15 protein-coding genes and 1 tRNA gene are annotated in these 15,477 nt (G+C 71.3%); 5 read left to right on the plus strand and 11 right to left on the minus strand.

The window, feature by feature from the left end; all coding sequences use genetic code 11:
- Positions 1-216 precede the first annotated feature (216 nt).
- Positions 217-1,281, minus strand: coding sequence for a TerC family protein (locus MT347_RS03505; RefSeq protein WP_243498124.1), 1,065 nt, complete (start codon positions 1,279-1,281; stop codon positions 217-219).
- 213 nt (positions 1,282-1,494) lie between these two features.
- On the opposite strand from MT347_RS03505, the gene MT347_RS03510 reads away from it, so the two are divergent.
- Together MT347_RS03510 and MT347_RS03515 are read left to right on the plus strand one after the other, a co-directional pair.
- The gene (locus MT347_RS03510; RefSeq protein ID WP_243498126.1) at positions 1,495-2,049 is read left to right on the plus strand and encodes an RNA polymerase sigma factor; all 555 of its coding nucleotides are present in this window, start codon (positions 1,495-1,497) and stop codon (positions 2,047-2,049) included.
- Positions 2,046-3,092, plus strand: coding sequence for a DUF4349 domain-containing protein (locus tag MT347_RS03515; protein ID WP_243498128.1), 1,047 nt, complete (start codon positions 2,046-2,048; stop codon positions 3,090-3,092). Before MT347_RS03510 ends, MT347_RS03515 begins: the two co-directional genes overlap by 4 nt.
- 343 nt (positions 3,093-3,435) lie before the next feature.
- On the opposite strand, the gene MT347_RS03520 is transcribed toward MT347_RS03515, so the two are convergent.
- Positions 3,436-3,511, minus strand: a tRNA-Glu gene (locus tag MT347_RS03520).
- A 187-nt stretch (positions 3,512-3,698) separates the two neighbouring features.
- On the opposite strand from MT347_RS03520, the gene MT347_RS03525 reads away from it, so the two are divergent.
- Positions 3,699-4,337: an MBL fold metallo-hydrolase gene (locus tag MT347_RS03525; protein WP_243498130.1), complete on the plus strand. Its 639-nt coding sequence runs from the start codon at positions 3,699-3,701 to the stop codon at positions 4,335-4,337.
- A gap of 206 nt (positions 4,338-4,543) precedes the next feature.
- Here the strand turns inward: MT347_RS03525 and MT347_RS03530 are convergent, their stop codons facing one another.
- The 9 genes from MT347_RS03530 to MT347_RS03570 form a co-directional block, all read right to left on the minus strand.
- The gene (locus MT347_RS03530) at positions 4,544-4,813 is read right to left on the minus strand and encodes an HPr family phosphocarrier protein (RefSeq protein WP_243498132.1); all 270 of its coding nucleotides are present in this window, start codon (positions 4,811-4,813) and stop codon (positions 4,544-4,546) included.
- A 28-nt stretch (positions 4,814-4,841) separates the two neighbouring features.
- Positions 4,842-6,920, minus strand: a complete 2,079-nt coding sequence (locus tag MT347_RS03535) for a fructose-specific PTS transporter subunit EIIC (RefSeq protein WP_243498135.1) — start codon at positions 6,918-6,920, stop codon at positions 4,842-4,844.
- 18 nt (positions 6,921-6,938) lie between these two features.
- Positions 6,939-7,904 (minus strand): 1-phosphofructokinase family hexose kinase, encoded by a 966-nt coding sequence (locus MT347_RS03540; protein WP_243498137.1) that lies wholly within the window; start codon positions 7,902-7,904, stop codon positions 6,939-6,941.
- Positions 7,901-8,686 carry a DeoR/GlpR family DNA-binding transcription regulator gene (locus tag MT347_RS03545; RefSeq protein WP_243498139.1) on the minus strand — a complete coding sequence of 262 codons (786 nt, stop codon included), beginning with the start codon at positions 8,684-8,686 and terminating at the stop codon, positions 7,901-7,903. The genes MT347_RS03540 and MT347_RS03545 overlap by 4 nt, the downstream gene beginning before the upstream one ends.
- Positions 8,687-9,024: 338 nt before the next feature.
- Positions 9,025-9,441: a hypothetical protein gene (locus MT347_RS03550; protein ID WP_243498141.1), complete on the minus strand. Its 417-nt coding sequence runs from the start codon at positions 9,439-9,441 to the stop codon at positions 9,025-9,027.
- A 115-nt stretch (positions 9,442-9,556) separates the two neighbouring features.
- The gene (locus MT347_RS03555) at positions 9,557-9,766 is read right to left on the minus strand and encodes a hypothetical protein (protein ID WP_243498143.1); all 210 of its coding nucleotides are present in this window, start codon (positions 9,764-9,766) and stop codon (positions 9,557-9,559) included.
- Between the two features lie 25 nt (positions 9,767-9,791).
- Positions 9,792-10,775 (minus strand): ABC transporter ATP-binding protein, encoded by a 984-nt coding sequence (locus MT347_RS03560; RefSeq protein ID WP_243498145.1) that lies wholly within the window; start codon positions 10,773-10,775, stop codon positions 9,792-9,794.
- Positions 10,772-12,325, minus strand: coding sequence for an iron ABC transporter permease (locus MT347_RS03565; protein WP_243498148.1), 1,554 nt, complete (start codon positions 12,323-12,325; stop codon positions 10,772-10,774). The genes MT347_RS03560 and MT347_RS03565 overlap by 4 nt, the downstream gene beginning before the upstream one ends.
- An 8-nt stretch (positions 12,326-12,333) precedes the next feature.
- Positions 12,334-13,380, minus strand: a complete 1,047-nt coding sequence (locus tag MT347_RS03570) for an iron ABC transporter substrate-binding protein (RefSeq protein ID WP_243498150.1) — start codon at positions 13,378-13,380, stop codon at positions 12,334-12,336.
- A 91-nt stretch (positions 13,381-13,471) separates the two neighbouring features.
- Here MT347_RS03570 and MT347_RS03575 point away from each other — a divergent pair, with 91 nt between their 5' ends.
- Positions 13,472-14,107 carry a response regulator transcription factor gene (locus MT347_RS03575; protein WP_243498153.1) on the plus strand — a complete coding sequence of 212 codons (636 nt, stop codon included), beginning with the start codon at positions 13,472-13,474 and terminating at the stop codon, positions 14,105-14,107.
- On the plus strand, positions 14,104-15,414 hold the full coding sequence (locus tag MT347_RS03580) for a sensor histidine kinase (RefSeq protein WP_243498155.1): 1,311 nt from the start codon (positions 14,104-14,106) through the stop codon (positions 15,412-15,414). Before MT347_RS03575 ends, MT347_RS03580 begins: the two co-directional genes overlap by 4 nt.
- Positions 15,415-15,477 lie beyond the last annotated feature (63 nt).

Consider the following 15,477-nt stretch of genomic DNA (forward strand, 5'->3'; position numbering starts at 1 on the left):
ACGCAGACGGGTCGGTGCGTCTCTCCGACGGGTGTGGGAAACGCCGCCGGCGCTCGCGCCGGTGGCTGAGCCCGTCGAAGCCGCCGGAACCAGCGGCCCCCGGCCACAGGTGGCTGAGCCTATCGAAGCCACCGGAATCGCGGGCCCCGGACCCTTCGACGGGCTGAGGGTCCTCTCGCTCCTGGGCCGCGGGTCCCCTCGCTCTGGGGCCGCGGGTCAGTCCCGCTCGGGGTGCTCGACCGTCGCGGGGGTGCCCTTCTCGTCGGCGACCTGCGCCGCGGCATCCTGAGGTCCGGCGGCGGCGGGCTCGCGGCGGGCGGCGATCAGGCTCGCGACGGTGGCGACCGCCATCGACAGGACGATCACGGCCAGCGACACCCACGTCGAGATCTCGGGCGCCCACTCGATGGGCTCGCCGCCGTTGAGGAACGGCAGTTCGTTGACGTGCATCGCGTGCAGGATCAGCTTCACGCCGATGAAGGCGAGGATGAACGCGATGCCGTAGTGCAGGTACTTGAGGCGGTCGAGCAGGTCGCCGAGCAGGAAGTAGAGCTGACGCAGACCCATCAGGGCGAACAGGTTCGCGGTGAACACGATGAACGGGCTCTGCGTGATGCCGAAGATGGCGGGGATCGAGTCGATCGCGAACAGCAGGTCGGTCACGCCGATGGCGACGAAGACGATGATCATCGGCGTGAACAGCTTCTTGCCGTCGACGCGCGTGATGACCTTCTTGCCGTCGTACGAGTCGCTCATCGGCAGGACGCGACGCAGCGTCCGCACGATGAGGTTCTCTTTCTGCGTGTCGTCGTCGTGGTCGCCGCCGGGGAACGCCTGACGGATCGCGGTGTAGATGAGGAACAGGCCGAACAGGTAGAAGATCGGGCTGAAGTTCTCGATGATCGTCGCGCCGACCAGGATGAACGCCCCGCGCAGCACGAGCGCGATGATGATGCCCACCATCAGCACCTCCTGCTGATAGCGACGGGGGACGGCGAACTGGCCCATGATCAGCACGAAGACGAACAGGTTGTCGATCGAGAGGCTGTACTCCGTCAGCCAGCCCGCGACGAATTGCCCCGCGACCTCTCCCCCGGTGACGACCCACAGGATGCCGGCGAAGATGAGCGCGAGCGTGACGTAGAACACGACCCAGAGGGTGGATTCCTTCGGCGAGGGGATGTGGGGGCGCTTCAGGATGATCAGCAGGTCGGCGACCAGGATCAGCACGAGCACCACGAGGGTGACCGTCTGGAAGAGCGGGTCGAGCTGCAGCTCCATCGCGGGGCCTTTCGTCGGGGGAAACGCTCGAGTTTATCCGTCCGCTGCGACCGCCCGAGGGTTATGTAAGTTCTTCGCCCGGCACGGATGCGCGACGCACGCTCGTCGCCACTGCGCATGCCGCAGCGGATCGCCGTGAGACGATCCGCCGCCGCGAGACACCTCTCAGTGAGAGAGTGCTCACGAAGCCCGCCGAGCGGGGGAACGGATGCCATGACCGACGACGAGATCGACGACAGGGCGCTGGTCGCGCGTGCGGCCGGCGGCTCGGAACAGGCGTTCCGCGAGCTGTATCGCGCGTACGTCCGGCCCGTGTATTGGGTGGCTTTCGGGCTCGTCGGCGACGCCGCGGACGCGGAGGACGTCGCCCAGGAGACCTTCGTCGTCGCGTGGCGGAAGATCCCCTCGCTGCGGCTGGAGGGCGCGTCCCTCCTGCCGTGGCTCGCGACCGTGTGCCGTCTGCAGGCGCAGAATCGACTGCGCGCCCGACGCCGCCACAGCGCGCACGCCGAACTCGACGAACGGATCCCCGCCGTCGTCGACGTGGAGGCGCAGGTCGTGCAGGCGCAGACCGTGGCGGCCATCCTCGCCGCCGTCGAGCGATTGAGCGACCTGGACCGCGAGATCTTCCGCCTGTGCGCCGCCGAGGGCTACGGCTACGAAGCCGCGGCCGCGGCCCTCGGAGTGTCGCACGGCGCGGTGCGCAACCGCCTCTCCCGCATCCGTTCCCGGGTGCGTGCCAGCGCGATGGAGACGGAGACGCCATGACCACCCCCACACTGCCCTCACTGTCCGCCGAGCGAGTGGATGCCATCGAATCGGCCGTCTTCGGTCGCATCGCCGACGAGCGGCACCGCGTGCGCCGTCGTCGACGCACCGTCTGGACGGGCGTCGGCGCCGCCGCCGCGGTGGTCGTGATCGCGGCCGTGGTCGGTCCGTCGTTGACGTCGACGCAGTCGACCGGCGGGTCGACCGTGGTCGGCGCGAGCGGGGCGGAGAGCGCGCCGGACTTCTCGGGGCAGTTCGACCAGGGCAGCATCGAGGTCGTTCCCGAACAGGATGCCGCCGGATCGAGCTCCCTCCCCGAACAGTCCGCCGCGAGGGATGCCGGGACGCGCGACATCGTCGCCACCGGCTCCAGCACGGTCGAGGTCGATGACGTCCGCGCCGCACTCGACGAGGTCACCGCCGCTGCGACCGCGGCCGGCGGGTACATCGAGTCGTCGCAGCTCGGCGGCGGGATGACCGGGATCCCCCTCGAGGGGTCGGCGACGACCCCCACGGCATCCTCGGGATGGATCACCGTCCGAGTGCCCGCCGAGGCGCTGACGCAGGTCATGGACGGCCTCCGCGACGTCGGCGATGTCACGGCGACGAGCGTGAACCGCTCCGACGTCACCGAGCAGACGGTGGACCTGCGCGCGCGGGTCGCCGCCGGCGAGGCATCCGTCGCGCGTTTGACCGAGCTGATGGCGCAGGCCGCATCCGTGTCCGACCTCATCACCGCGGAATCGGCGCTGGCCGAGCGTCAGGCGCAGCTCGACAGCGACCGGCAGGTTCTGCAATCGGTCGAGTCCCAGGTGGCGATGTCGACGCTGAGCGTGCAACTGACCGAGCGCGCGGCATCCGTGACCGCGGATCCCGCGGGCTTCGGCGACGGGCTCGTCGCGGGCTGGAACGGTCTGGTGGCGACGCTGAACGGGGTCGTGATCGGCGTCGGGTTCCTGCTGCCGTGGATCGTCATCGCGGGCGTGGCCGCGGCGATCGTGTGGGGCGTCCGTCGACTCGTGCGGCGGCGCCGCGAGGGCTGACGCCGACGGCGGATGTGCGCGGCGGATTCGGATGCCGAGGGCTCGGGGATCGGGATCCGGATCCGTTGCGCCCATCCGCCGTCGGTGACGCCCCCGGGCGCTCCTGCGGCGCCTCGTCCAGCTACGGCACCCGTACGACAAAAAGGCCCCGACCATTCGGTCGGAGCCTTTTTCTTGTTGGTGACCCCAGCAGGATTCTCCCTTCGCCCCCTCCACACACCGCTTCGCGGTGCGCGGAGCCTCCGGGCGAGGGGGCCCCACCCGCACATGCGGCTCGTCGTCCAGCCGCGTTCGCTACAACGAAAATGAGCCCCGACCTAACGGTCGAGGCTCATTTTCGTGTTGGTGACCCCAGCGGGATTCGAACCCGCGTTACCGCCGTGAGAGGGCAGCGTACTAGGCCGCTATACGATGGGGCCGCGTTGCAACCGTTCAAGTATGCACTACGAATGACACGCACGCAAAATCGGCTCGGAACCGCGGAAATCCCGGGCGTGTTCGCACAAGCTACCGCGAAGCGGCGGCGCACGGAAGAGGAACGAGAAGCTGTTCACTCTCAGCGCCAGCGCTTGCCGCGCTCCCCCGGCGAGGAGTTGACTCGTCGACATGCGTCTCACGAAGCACGAACATGCCGCCCTTGTCGTCGTCGAGTCGGGCCAGTCTCTGGTCATCGATCCCGGCAGCTTCACCTCCCCGCTCGACGACCTCACCGGCCTGGTCGGCGTGGTCATCACGCACGAGCACCCCGACCACTGGACGCCCGAGCATCTCACTCGCCTGCAGAAGGCGCATCCGGGCGTTCCTTTCTACGGGCCCGAGGGCGTCGTGAACGCGGCCGCCGGGTTCGAGGTCACCGCGGTGCGCCCCGGCGACACCTTAGACCTCGGCCCGTTCCACCTCGAGTTCTCCGGTGGGCAGCACGCGGTCATCCACGAGTCGATCCCCGTCGTCGACAACGTGGGCGTCCTGGTGAACGATGCGCTCTACTACCCCGGTGACTCCTACACCGTCCCGAAGCACGCGAGGGTAAAGCTGCTCGCCGCTCCCGTCGGCGCTCCGTGGCTCAAGATCGGCGACGCGATCGACTACGTGCTCGCGGTCAAGCCCGAGCGGGTGTTCGCCACCCACGACATGACCCTCTCCGTGGCGGGGAAGCAGATGGGCGACGCGCGTCTGACCTGGGCCGTCGAGCAGAACGCCGGCTCGTTCGTCGACCTGAAGCCCGGCGACTCCGTCGACGTCTGAGCGGAGCGCTCGAGGCGTGATAAGCCGTTCGGGTCGTGATTTCGCCGCCCCGAGCAGCGGAATCTGCCCCGAACGGCGGAACCCGCCCCGAACCCCGGGACTACGCGCAGATCACCGTGAGCTGTCCGAGAAGCGCCGGTACACGCACGAACACCGGATGCCACGAGCCCTGGGCCCGTGGCATCCGGTGTTCTGTTGCGGAGTGCTTACTGCGCGTCGAGATCGGTCTCGAGGAGGGCGACGAGCTCGTCGAGCGCCTGCTCGGCACCCTCACCCTCGGCCTTCAGCGTCACGACGGTGCCGTGACCGGCGCCGAGGCCCATGAGCGACAGGATGCTGCCGGCGTTGAGGTCGGCACCGCCGTTCGCCGCGATCGTGACGGGGATCTTCTTCTCCTGCACGGCCTGCACGAAGAGCTTCGCGGGGCGGGCGTGCAGACCCGAGCTGCTCGCGATGGTGGCCTGACGTTCTGCCATGGTGAATCCTCTCGATTCGACGGGGGTCTTAGGCTGCGACCGTGACCGCGGGAGCGGTCTCGGCGACGGCGACGTCCTTCGCCGGACGACCGATGCCCTTGAGGGCGACGACGATGAGCGCCGTCACGACCGTACCCACAATGATCGCCAGCGGGAAACCCCACACCGGGTTGATCGCGAACAGGACGAAGATGCCGCCGTGAGGGGCGTACGACTGCACGCCGATCAGCATGCTCAAGCCACCGGTGATCGCGCCGCCCACCATCGAGGCGGGGATGACGCGCAGCGGATCGGCCGCGGCGAACGGGATCGCACCCTCGGAGATGAACGACGCACCCAGCAGCCAGGCGGCGGCGCCGTTCTCACGCTCGACCGGGGTGAACCGGCCGCGGGAGAGCACGGTGGAGGCCAGCGCCATCGCGAGCGGGGGCACCATACCGGCGGCCATGACCGCGGCCATGATCAGGTACGGCGTGGTGTTGGTCTGGGTCGCGGCGGCGAGGCCCGTGGTAGCGAAGACGTAAGCGACCTTGTTGACGGGGCCACCGAGGTCGAAGCACATCATCAGGCCCAGGATCACACCGAGCACGATGGCGCCGGCGCCGCTGGCCGCGAGTCCGGTGAGACCCTCGGTGAGGGCGGCCATGAGGCTGGCGATCGGACGACCGAGGAAGAGGATCATCAGACCCGAGGCGAAGATCGAGCCGAGGAACGGCACGATCACGACCGGCATGAGGCCGCGGAGCCAGCGGGGGGCGTTGAAGCGGCCGAGCCACCACGCGATGAAGCCGGCGAGCAGACCGCCGATGATGCCGCCGATGAAGCCGGCGTTCATGAGCACGGCGACGGCACCGGCGACGAAACCGGGGGCGATACCGGGACGGTCGGCGATCGCGTAGGCGATGAAGCCGGCGAGCACGGCGACGAGGAAGCCCATCGACGTCGCACCGATCATGAACGCGACCGAGCCGAGGTACTGGCCCAGCGGGCCGAACGACGAGGTGATGTCCTCGGTGGGGAGGTCCCACAGCGAGTTCTGGATGATCACGTTGGCCGCGTTCTGCGTGACCTGGTACCCGCCGAGCAGGAACCCGAGGGCGATCAACAGACCACCACCGGCGACGAACGGGATCATGTAGCTGACACCGGTCAGGAGCCACCGCTGGATGCGGCGACCCACCGACTGCTGCGCGACGGGGGCGTCGGAGACGGCTGCTCCGGCTGCTCCGCCGGGTACGCGCGGCGCGTTGGGGTTGTCGCTCGCGGCGACGGCCTCGGCGATGAGCTGCGTGGGCTGCTCGATGCCGCGCTTCACACCGGCGCGGATGACCGGCTTGCCGGCGAATCGCTGGGGCTCGCGCACGTCGACGTCGACCGCGAAGATCACGGCGTCGGCGTCGTCGATGACATTCTGGGGCAGCGCCTTGTAGCCGCTGGAACCCTGCGGCTCCACGATCAGTTCGACACCGTCGGCCGCCGCGCCGGCCGCGGTGAGCGCGTCGGCGGCCATGAACGTGTGCGCGATCCCGGTGGCGCACGCGGTGACGGCGACGATCTTCTTGGTCTTCGTCGCGGTGCGGGCCTCGGCGCGCGAGGTCGCCGGAGCCGCCGTCGGGGCCGCAGCGGCCGGGGCCACGGCCGGGGTGGGCTCGGCCGCGGGGGTGACGGCATCCGTGATGATGCGCACGGCGTCGGCGGGCGCCTGAGCGGCACGCAGGCCCGACATGAAGTCGTCCTTCATGAGGCTCCGGGCCAGCTGCGACAGCACCGCGAGGTGGGCCTCGTCCGCGCCGGCCGGGGCGGCGATGAGGAACACGATGTCGGCGGGACCGTCGGGGGCACCGAAATCGACGCCGGGCGTCAGACGGGCGAAGGCGAGGGTGGGCTCGGTGACCGAGGCGCTGCGCGCGTGCGGGATGCCGATGCCGCCGGGCAGGCCCGTCTCGTCCTTCTGTTCGCGAGCCCAGGCGTCGTCGAACAGTTGCTGGGCGCTGGTCGCGCGGCCCTGCGCGACCACGCGCTCGGCGAGGGCACGGATCACCGACTGCTTGTCGGTGCCCAGGGGCACGTCGAGGGTGACGAGCTCCGGAGTGATGATGTCGGACATTGTCATTGACCTCCGTGGTCAGGATGTAGCGATGGGGGTGGCGAAGTCGGTGACGACGATGCGGCCCGCGGGCAGATCGTCGGGTGTCGGGGCCTGTGTCCCCGGCAGGGTCGCGGCGGCGGCGCCGTAGGCGATGCTGCGCGCGAGGCGGTCGGGGGCCGAGGCCCCCTCGAGGTCGGCCAGCAGGTAGCCGGCGAGCGAGCTGTCGCCCGCGCCGACGGTGCTGGCGACCTGGATCTGGGGGGCGCGGCCGCGCCATTCTCCGTCGCCCGTGAACAGCAGGGCGCCGTCGGCCCCGAGGGTGACGAGAGCGGATGCCACGCGGCCCGGCACGAGGGCGCGGGCACGCCGGGCGGCCTCGGCGAGCACGTCGGTGTCGGCGGCGGCATCCTCGCCGACGAGCTCCGCGAGCTCTTCGTGGTTGGGCTTGATGAGATCGGGGCGGGCCGTCTCGACCACGGCGGTCAGAGCCGCACCCGACGCGTCCACCGCGATGCGGGGAGCGTCAGCGCCCCACCGAGCGCGCACGGCGACGATGAGGTCGGCGTAGAACGAGCTGGGCACACCCGGGGGCAGTGAGCCGGCCAGCACGAGCCAGGTCGCGCCCTCGGCGGCGGCGACGACCCCGTCGACGAGAGCCTCCGCCTCGGCGGCGGTGAGCTCGGCGCCGGGGAGGTTGAGCTTGGTGGTCTCGCCGGTCGGGTCGGTGATCGTGAGGTTCGCGCGGGCGCGCCCGGCGACCTCGACCGTCTCGAGGGCGATCCCCGTGTCTTCCAGCAGCATCCGGTACGGGTCATGGGCGTTCACGGGCACGACGGCGCGGGCGGGGGCGCCCGCGGCGGCGACCACCCGTGCAACGTTCACACCCTTGCCCCCGGCGTCTTCTCGCGACGACAGCGCGCGCTGCACCTCGCCGGGAGCGAGGGCATCGGCGAGTACGACGGCGCGGTCGGCCGACGGGTTGGCGGTCAGGGTGACGATCACGCGACACGCACCTCGACGTCGGCGTCGGCGAGAGCCTCCGCGAGCGGGGCGGGCGGGGCCGCATCGGTGACGAGGACGTCGATCTCGTCGAGTCGAGCGAAGCGCACGAGCAGTTCCTCTCCGAACTTGGCTGCGTCGGCGACGAGGATGACGCGACGGGCCGACTGGATGATGGCGGTCTTGACGGCCGCTTCTTCGGGGTCGGGGGTGCTCAGGCCGAATCCGGCGCTGAGTCCGTTGGTTCCGACGAACGCGATATCGGGGCGGAGTTGCCCGATCGCGCGCACCGTGTGCGCTCCCACCGCCGCGGCGGTGACCCCGCGGACGCGCCCGCCGATGGTGGTGAGCGAGAGCTGCTCCTCGCCCGCGAGCAGGTGGGCCGCCTCGAGCGAGTGAGTGACGACTTCGACGCCGTTCGCGCCCGCGTCCAGGGTGTCGGGCAGCATCGCGGCGACGGCAGCGGGCGTCGTGCCCCCGTCGAAGTAGATCGACCCGCGGAAGCCCGCGCCGAGAAGGGAGGCGGCCTCGAGAGCGATGGCACGCTTGGCCTCGCCTCGGCGGTCGCGACGCTCGATCAGCGTGGACTCGGCGGTGCTGGCGCGGTCGGTGCTCACCGCGCCGCCGTGCACCCGCCGGAGGGAGCCGGATCCTTCGAGGCGGTCGAGGTCGCGGCGCACGGTCTCGGTCGTGACGTCGAAGCGACGCGCGAGGTCGACGACGCTGACACGTCCGACGTCGCGCAGTTCGCGCTCGATGAGCTGCTGGCGCTCCATTGCGTACACGGAATCTCCTTCGAAGATTCCCACACGATACAACACAGAACCACACGGAGCAACAGGTTCACGCGACCGGATTTCCGCAGACGCGCCTGCGACCCCGCCGCGGCCACCGTCGTCGCCGTGCCACTCGCCTCACGCGCTGCGCACGCGCCCACGGCCGTCGCGCTGACGCGGGATCGGATGCCGACACCCGTGCGCGGACGGCCCCGGCGGTGACCCTCCCCGATTCCCACCGGTGGGGCGCCGCAGACGAGCGCGGCGACGACCCACGGCATCCCGAGCCGGCGCGCCTCGCTCGCGCGCGTCACCTGCGGCCGCACCGCCGGTGCGAGCAATGCGCGTCAGTACGGGACGACAGTGATCGTGAACGCGATCGTCCGACCGTCGGGCCCGGTGACGGTGGCATCCGTCGTCCCGACCTCACGGACGATGAACCCGGGCCGGAAGACAGCGCCCTCCGACGGACCTCCCGGGGAGAACTCGGCGATCGCGACATCGGCGGTCGTGCCGGTCCACTCCCCCTCGCTACCATCGGCGACGGCCAGCACGAGGGAGGTTCCGAGGATGACGCGGGCGTCGGTCCCCTCGAGATCGGCGGGAGCGACCGTCGTCGGGGGCAGCAGTTGGTCCGCCGCCGTTGCGGAGGGAACCGAAGATGCGTCGGCGCCTCCCGACGAGTCCTCCGAGGCCGATGGGGTGCACCCGGCGATCATCAACGGCAGGGCCACGGCGACCGCGGCGGTGGTGATGCGCTTCACGAGGACCTTCTTCCGACGAGGATGAGGATGAGGACGGCGCCGACGACGTCTGCTGCTCGGATGCTATCCCTCGAGCCCGCGACGCCTCGGAGGCGACGCCGTGTCGAACGCGCGCTCAGTCCGCGTCGGCCGCCTCACCGAGACCGTCCAGCGAGATCACCACGGAGGTCGTCGTGGTGCCGGCGAGGCCGAGCAGGTCGGTCGGCGCTGCCGCCCGCTGTTCGTCGTCGGGCAGAAGCTCTGCTCGGGTGCGCGGGCGCGCCGGTTCGCCCGGAAGTCCCGCCCACTCGCTCGGTTCCTCGGGTCGCTGTACGAAGAGTCCCATCTCTCCATTGTCTCCCTCGGCGACCTCAGGAGACGATCGTCGTCGGCACGGACGACGTCGGGAGGGCCGGCCCCCGCACCGCCACCCCCACCTGCGCACCCACTCCGGGGAGTTCCGCGTACCCCGAGAGCTCGAGCAGCGCGGTGCCGCCGTCGTCGAACACCACGCCGATCACGGCGCGGGAACCCTCGTCGTGGGCGGCTACGACGCGCGCACGGACGTGGGCCGACGCGTCGAGCACGAGCTGCTCGGGGCGAACCCCGACCCCGTCGCCTCCCCCCAGCACGTCCGGCAGCCGCACCACTTCCCCCGTCAATGCGGCCACAGTCGGCGTCGCGGGAGCGCGGTAGATCTGCGCGGGCGTCCCCAGGTGGGCAAGGTTTCCATCGTGGAAGGCCGCGACCCGATCACCGGACGCGAAGGCTTCGGCCCGATCGTGTGTGATCAGCACCGCCGCCACCCCCGCATCGCGGAGCAGACTCAGCACCCCATCGCGCACACCGGAGCGAAGGCCCGCGTCCAACGCATTGAACGGCTCGTCGAGCAGGACCACCGTCGGCTGCGGCGCGAGCGCACGCGCCACCGCCACGCGCTGACGTTGGCCACCCGACAGCTCATGCGGCATCCGGTGGGCGAGGTCGTCCACCTGCACGAGGGCGAGCAGGCGCCGCACCTCGGGATGCTCGGCGGCCCGTCGGGCGCGCACGCCGCGTAAGCCGTAGGCGATGTTCGCAGCGACGCTCAGACCGGGGAACAGCGCACCCTCTTGTGCGACGAGTCCGATCCGGCGTCTGTGGGCGGGCACGTCGGTCACATCGCGACCGCCCGAGACAATCCGACCGGACGTGAGGGGATGCAATCCCGCGATCATGCGCAGGAGAGTGGTCTTGCCGCTGCCGGAGGGCCCGAGCACCGACACGATCTCACCGCGCGGCACGTGCAGATCGACGCCCCGGATCACGGTGTCGGAGCCGTACCCGCCGGCGACGGCGTGCAGGTCGAGCGTCATCGCGTGTCCTCCCCGATCGAACGGATGCCGCGGGCGACGGCGAGCGCGGGCACGAGGCCGACGGCCACGAGCAGCAACGCCGGCAGGGCTGCCGCCCCGAAGGCGCCGACACTGGTGGCCCGCCACAGCTCGGTCGCCAGCGTGTCGACGCCGATGGGGCGCAGCAGGAGCGTGGCCGGGAGTTCTTTCATCACGGCGGCGAGAACGAGCACTCCACCGGCCAGCACGCCGGGAGCCGCGAGCGGGAACGTCACGCGCGCGAAGACGCGGGCCGGTCCGTCTCCGAGACTGCGGGCGGCGTCCTCGAGGTCGGGTCGCACTCCGGCCACCGCCGCGCGCGCCGAACCCACCGCTTTCGGCAGGAACAGCACCACGTAGGCCGCGACGAGGGCCGTCGGTCCTTGGTAGGCGGCCGGGGCGACGGCCAGCGTCAGCGACACGAGGGCGAGCGCCACCACCAATCCCGGCAGGGCGTGGCCGACATAGGTGACCGACTCCCACAGCGACACGATCCGCCCGGGCCGGCGGGCGGCGAGCCAGGCGACGGGGAGGGCGGCGACGACGGTGACGATCGCGGCCATCAGCCCGAGCGCGAGGGTGGTGACCGTCGCGCGGGCGAGGTCGTCGACCCCCGAGAGGTAGCGGTCGGCCGACGGCAGGCGTGCAACGAGCGCAGCCGGCGGAACGACCACGGATGCCACCGCCACCGTCGCGAGCGCCGCGGTCACCAAGGACGAACCGGCGGGGCCGAACGAACGCCGCACCGCGGGGACGACGCGTCCCCGCGCGAGCCGCGCCGACCTCCGCCGGAGCGCGCCCTCGGCCCCGACGCAGGCGAGGGCGAGGGCAGCGAGCACGAGAGCCATGGCGGCCGACAGCGATCGGTCGAAGCCGCCGGCGAACTGGGCGTAGATGCCGGTGGTCAGCGTGTCCACCCGCAGCAGGGCGGGAGCCCCGAAGTCCGAGAGCGAGTAGAGCGCCACCAGGAGGGTTCCGGCGAGCGCGGCGGGCAGCACCTGCGGAAGCGTCACCGTCACGAAGGCGCGCCACGGAGACCGACCGAGCGAGATGGCGGCATCCGTCACCGCCTGATCGGCGCGGACGAACGCCGCCAGGGTCGGCACGGTCACATAGGGCGCCGTCGAGAGCACCAGTACTCCCACGAGAGGGCCGATGCCCGACAGGCCGGGGAACACGCCCATCCATCCGAAGGCGGCGACGAAGCTGGGTACCGCTAGGGGCAGGCACGCGACGACGCGCCAGAGACCGCTCCAGGGAAGAACCACGCGGGCGAGCACCCACGCCGTTCCGACGCCCACCGCGAAGGCTCCGACGCTGGTCGCCAAGGTCACGACAACGCTCGTCGACAGCAGCTCGAGCGTGCGGGGGCGCAGGAGGACGGGCGCGACCCGCTCCGGATCAGCGCTCATCACGCGTACCAGCAGGTGGATCAGCGGGGCCGCCGCCGCGACGGCGACGAGACCGGCGGCGCACAGCAGCGCCGGGGTACCCGTGCGGCATGCACGAGTACCCCGGCGAGCGGGAGACACCGAGAGGGTCAGAGCAGACCCGTCGCCGTGAGCAGGTCGACCGTCTGCTGGACCGACGACAGCTGGGCGAGGTCGATGTCGGCGCCGCCGAGCTCCGACAGCGCCGGCACGCCCGCGGGAGCCGTCACGCCGTCGACGAGCGGGTACTCGAAGGTCTCCTGCGCGAAGTACTCCTGTGCGGGCACCGAGACGAGGTACTGCACGAACTCACGCGCCTCGGCCGATTCGGTGCTGCCGGCGAGCACTCCCGCGCCCGTGACGTTGACCAGGGACGAGACCGAGCCGGGCTCGCCGAACTTGAGCTGGGCACGCAGGGTCGTCGGGTCCTGCTCGGAGCGCGCCCAGTAGTAGTGGTTGATGAGGCCGAGGGGCACCGCACCGCTGTTGACGGCCTCGAGGATCTCGCCGTTCTTCGCGTAACGCTGCACGCCGTTGGCGACCATCGCCTCCACCCACTGGCGGGCGCGGTCCTCGCCTTCGGCGACGCGCAGGGCGGTCACGAAGGCCTGGAACGATGCGTTCGACGGGGCGATGGCGACCTTGCCGTTCCACTCCGGCTTCGTGAGCTCCCAGACGTCGGCGGGGATCTGATCGGCGGTGTACGTCTGGCTGTCGTACGCGACGACGCGAGCGCGGCCGGTCAGTCCGACCCACGATCCGTCGGTGGAGGTGTACTCCGCCGGCACGGCAGAGGTGATGTCGGCGGGGAGCGTCGCGAGCAGACCCTCGGCATCCAGCGCTCCGAGCGAGCCCGAGTCCTGCGACAGGAACACCTGCGCGGGGGTGCGGTCGCCCTCCTCGAGGATCTGCGCGGCGAGCTCGGTCGAACCGGCGTACCGCACCTCGACGTCGATCCCGGACGCCTCTTCGAACTGCTCGATGAGGGGGGCGACGAGTTCTTCGTCACGACCGGAGTAGACCGTCAGGGTTCGTTCTTGTGCGGCGTCGGCGCCGGCCTCGGCGGGAGCGGAAGCGGCCCCCGAGCAGGACGAGAGGGCGAGGGCGCCGGCGACCGCGAGCGCGAGCGCTGCGGCGACGGAGGGGGTACGGGACATGGGGACTCCTGGGATCGACGGTTCGGGTCGTCGCGACTCACTGAGGCTAGCCTTACCTCCACGGCATCCCTCCCCCTAAACTGAGGGGGTCATGACCTGGCCCGCCGCTCTCGACGCCCCCGTGCGGGTGCTCGTCATCGACGACCATCGCGTCTTCACGGACTTGCTCGCCTTCGCCCTGGATGCCGCGGCCGACACGGTCTGCGTCGGCACCGCCGCGACGGTGCCCGAGGGGCTTCGCAAGGCCGAGGCGTTGCCCGTCGACGTGATCGTGCTGGATGTGAGCATCGGCGACGAGGACGGCCTGTCTGCCATCGGCGACCTCCGACGGCTCTGCCCGCAGGCGCGGATCGTCGTGCTCACGGCACACCCCGTCGCCGCCGGGGCCGACGCCGCGCGGGCCGCCGGAGCCAGCGGGTACCTCGCGAAAGACGTCCGCCTCGACGATCTGATCACCGCATTGCGCACGGCGACGCCCGCGCGCCCGGTCATCGCGCGGGGACTCGTGCGCACCCCGCTCGATGACCTCACGCCGCGCGAGCACGAGGTGCTGGCGCTGCTGTGCGAGGGCCGCCGACCGACGGACATCGCCCGCGATCTGTCGCTGTCACCGCACACCGTGCGCGATCACGTCAAGCGGCTGCGGCTCACACTGGGTGCGCGTTCGCAGCTGGAGGTGGTCGCGAAGGCCCGTGACCTCGGCGTGAGCGCGCGGGGCGGACGATGACACGACCGGTGCCGAACGCGGCGACGATCGTGCGACGCCACCTGCTCGCGGCGGTGGTCATCGCGCTGGCGATCGTCGGGGCCGTGGTGGGCGTGGAGTGGTCCCTCGCGACCGCGGAAGCGGATCGGGTGACCAGGGCCGCCGCTACCCGTGTCGCGGAACGGGTCTCGTCCGTCCTTTCCGCTTCGGATTTCGCGCGCGACAGCATCGATGTGACCGCCCTCGACGGTCAGCTCGCTGGTTTCTTCGCCGCCGGCTCGGTCGCGCGCGTGAAGGTCTGGCGGATCGAGGGCGACACGGCACGGGTGGTCTTCTCTGACGAGCGCCGCCTGATCGGCGACCGACGGCCCTACTCTCCCGCGCTGGCCGAGCGCCTCGCGCGCGACGGCGTCGTGGTGTTCGAAGTTCCCGACGACGCGGAGCACCGCTTCGAGACGGGCGGCAGCGGCGAACTGCGAGAGGCGCTCATCGCCTTCGAAGACGCGGGCGGAGCCCCCTTGCGCCTCGAGGTCTACGTGCCGGTCTTCCGCGACGCGTGGGTGGCCTCGACCCTCGCCGTCAACGTCCCCGTGCTCGTCGGGGGGATCGCTGCGCTGATGGCCGTGCTGCTCCCCCTCGCCGTGCTGCTGGCGCGGCGACTCTCGGCGGCCGACGTCGACCGGACCCTCGCCATCGAGTTCGGACTGCGTTCGCGAGAGCGCGAGCGACTGCGGCTCGGCCGGCGCCTCCATGACGACGTGCTGCAGGATCTCGCCGGGTCCGCTCTCGCCCTCGACGCTCTGGCATCCGCCGCCCCCGACCCCGCGCGCCTTCGCGCCATCGCGGAGACACTGGCGGGAGATGCCCGCACGCTTCGCGGGATCCTCGACGGCACAGCAGTGGCACCCAGCCCTCCCGTCGGTGACGCCCTCGTCGAGGCGGTCTCCCCCGCCCGCGCCGCGGGAGTGACGGTCGACCTCGACGTGGCCGTCGACGAAGAACCGGATGCCGAGACCTCACGGCTCGTGATCGAGGCGGCGCGCGAGCTGGTGCGGAACGTCGTCGAACACGCCGGCGCCACCCGTGTCGAGGTGTCGGTGCGCGCGACCGTGTCGTCGGTGGCGCTCAGCGTGACCGACGACGGCCGTGGCTTCGCCACGGGGCGCAGCGCGGCATCCGGGCACGGACTTCGCCTGCTGAAGCGGGCCTTCGCCGAGGCGGACGGCGCCCTGACGGTGACCTCGACAGACGCTGGCACGCGCGTCGACGCGCGCCTTCCCGTGCGCGCCGCCGACATCGGTTGCCCCGCCACGGCGGCCGTGCTTTGATGAGCGAAGTCCTGGGGGATCGGGGAGCGCCGCGCCCGATCGTTCTGATGCGGCGCCGACCAC

The sequence above is a fragment of the Microbacterium sp. VKM Ac-2923 genome (genome assembly GCF_022815605.1).
Taxonomy (GTDB): Bacteria; Actinomycetota; Actinomycetes; order Actinomycetales; family Microbacteriaceae; genus Microbacterium.

What these genes read in the sequence shown, in the direction of transcription:
- MT347_RS03505 (WP_243498124.1), bottom strand. Translation starts at nt 1,281, where the DNA reads ATGGAGCTGCAGCTCGACCCGCTCTTCCAGACGGTCACCCTCGTGGTG.
- MT347_RS03510 (WP_243498126.1), top strand. Translation starts at nt 1,495, where the DNA reads ATGACCGACGACGAGATCGACGACAGGGCGCTGGTCGCGCGTGCGGCC.
- MT347_RS03515 (WP_243498128.1), top strand. Translation starts at nt 2,046, where the DNA reads ATGACCACCCCCACACTGCCCTCACTGTCCGCCGAGCGAGTGGATGCC.
- MT347_RS03525 (WP_243498130.1), top strand. Translation starts at nt 3,699, where the DNA reads ATGCGTCTCACGAAGCACGAACATGCCGCCCTTGTCGTCGTCGAGTCG.
- MT347_RS03530 (WP_243498132.1), bottom strand. Translation starts at nt 4,813, where the DNA reads ATGGCAGAACGTCAGGCCACCATCGCGAGCAGCTCGGGTCTGCACGCC.
- MT347_RS03535 (WP_243498135.1), bottom strand. Translation starts at nt 6,920, where the DNA reads ATGTCCGACATCATCACTCCGGAGCTCGTCACCCTCGACGTGCCCCTG.
- MT347_RS03555 (WP_243498143.1), bottom strand. Translation starts at nt 9,766, where the DNA reads ATGGGACTCTTCGTACAGCGACCCGAGGAACCGAGCGAGTGGGCGGGA.
- MT347_RS03560 (WP_243498145.1), bottom strand. Translation starts at nt 10,775, where the DNA reads ATGACGCTCGACCTGCACGCCGTCGCCGGCGGGTACGGCTCCGACACC.
- MT347_RS03570 (WP_243498150.1), bottom strand. Translation starts at nt 13,380, where the DNA reads ATGTCCCGTACCCCCTCCGTCGCCGCAGCGCTCGCGCTCGCGGTCGCC.
- MT347_RS03575 (WP_243498153.1), top strand. Translation starts at nt 13,472, where the DNA reads ATGACCTGGCCCGCCGCTCTCGACGCCCCCGTGCGGGTGCTCGTCATC.
- MT347_RS03580 (WP_243498155.1), top strand. Translation starts at nt 14,104, where the DNA reads ATGACACGACCGGTGCCGAACGCGGCGACGATCGTGCGACGCCACCTG.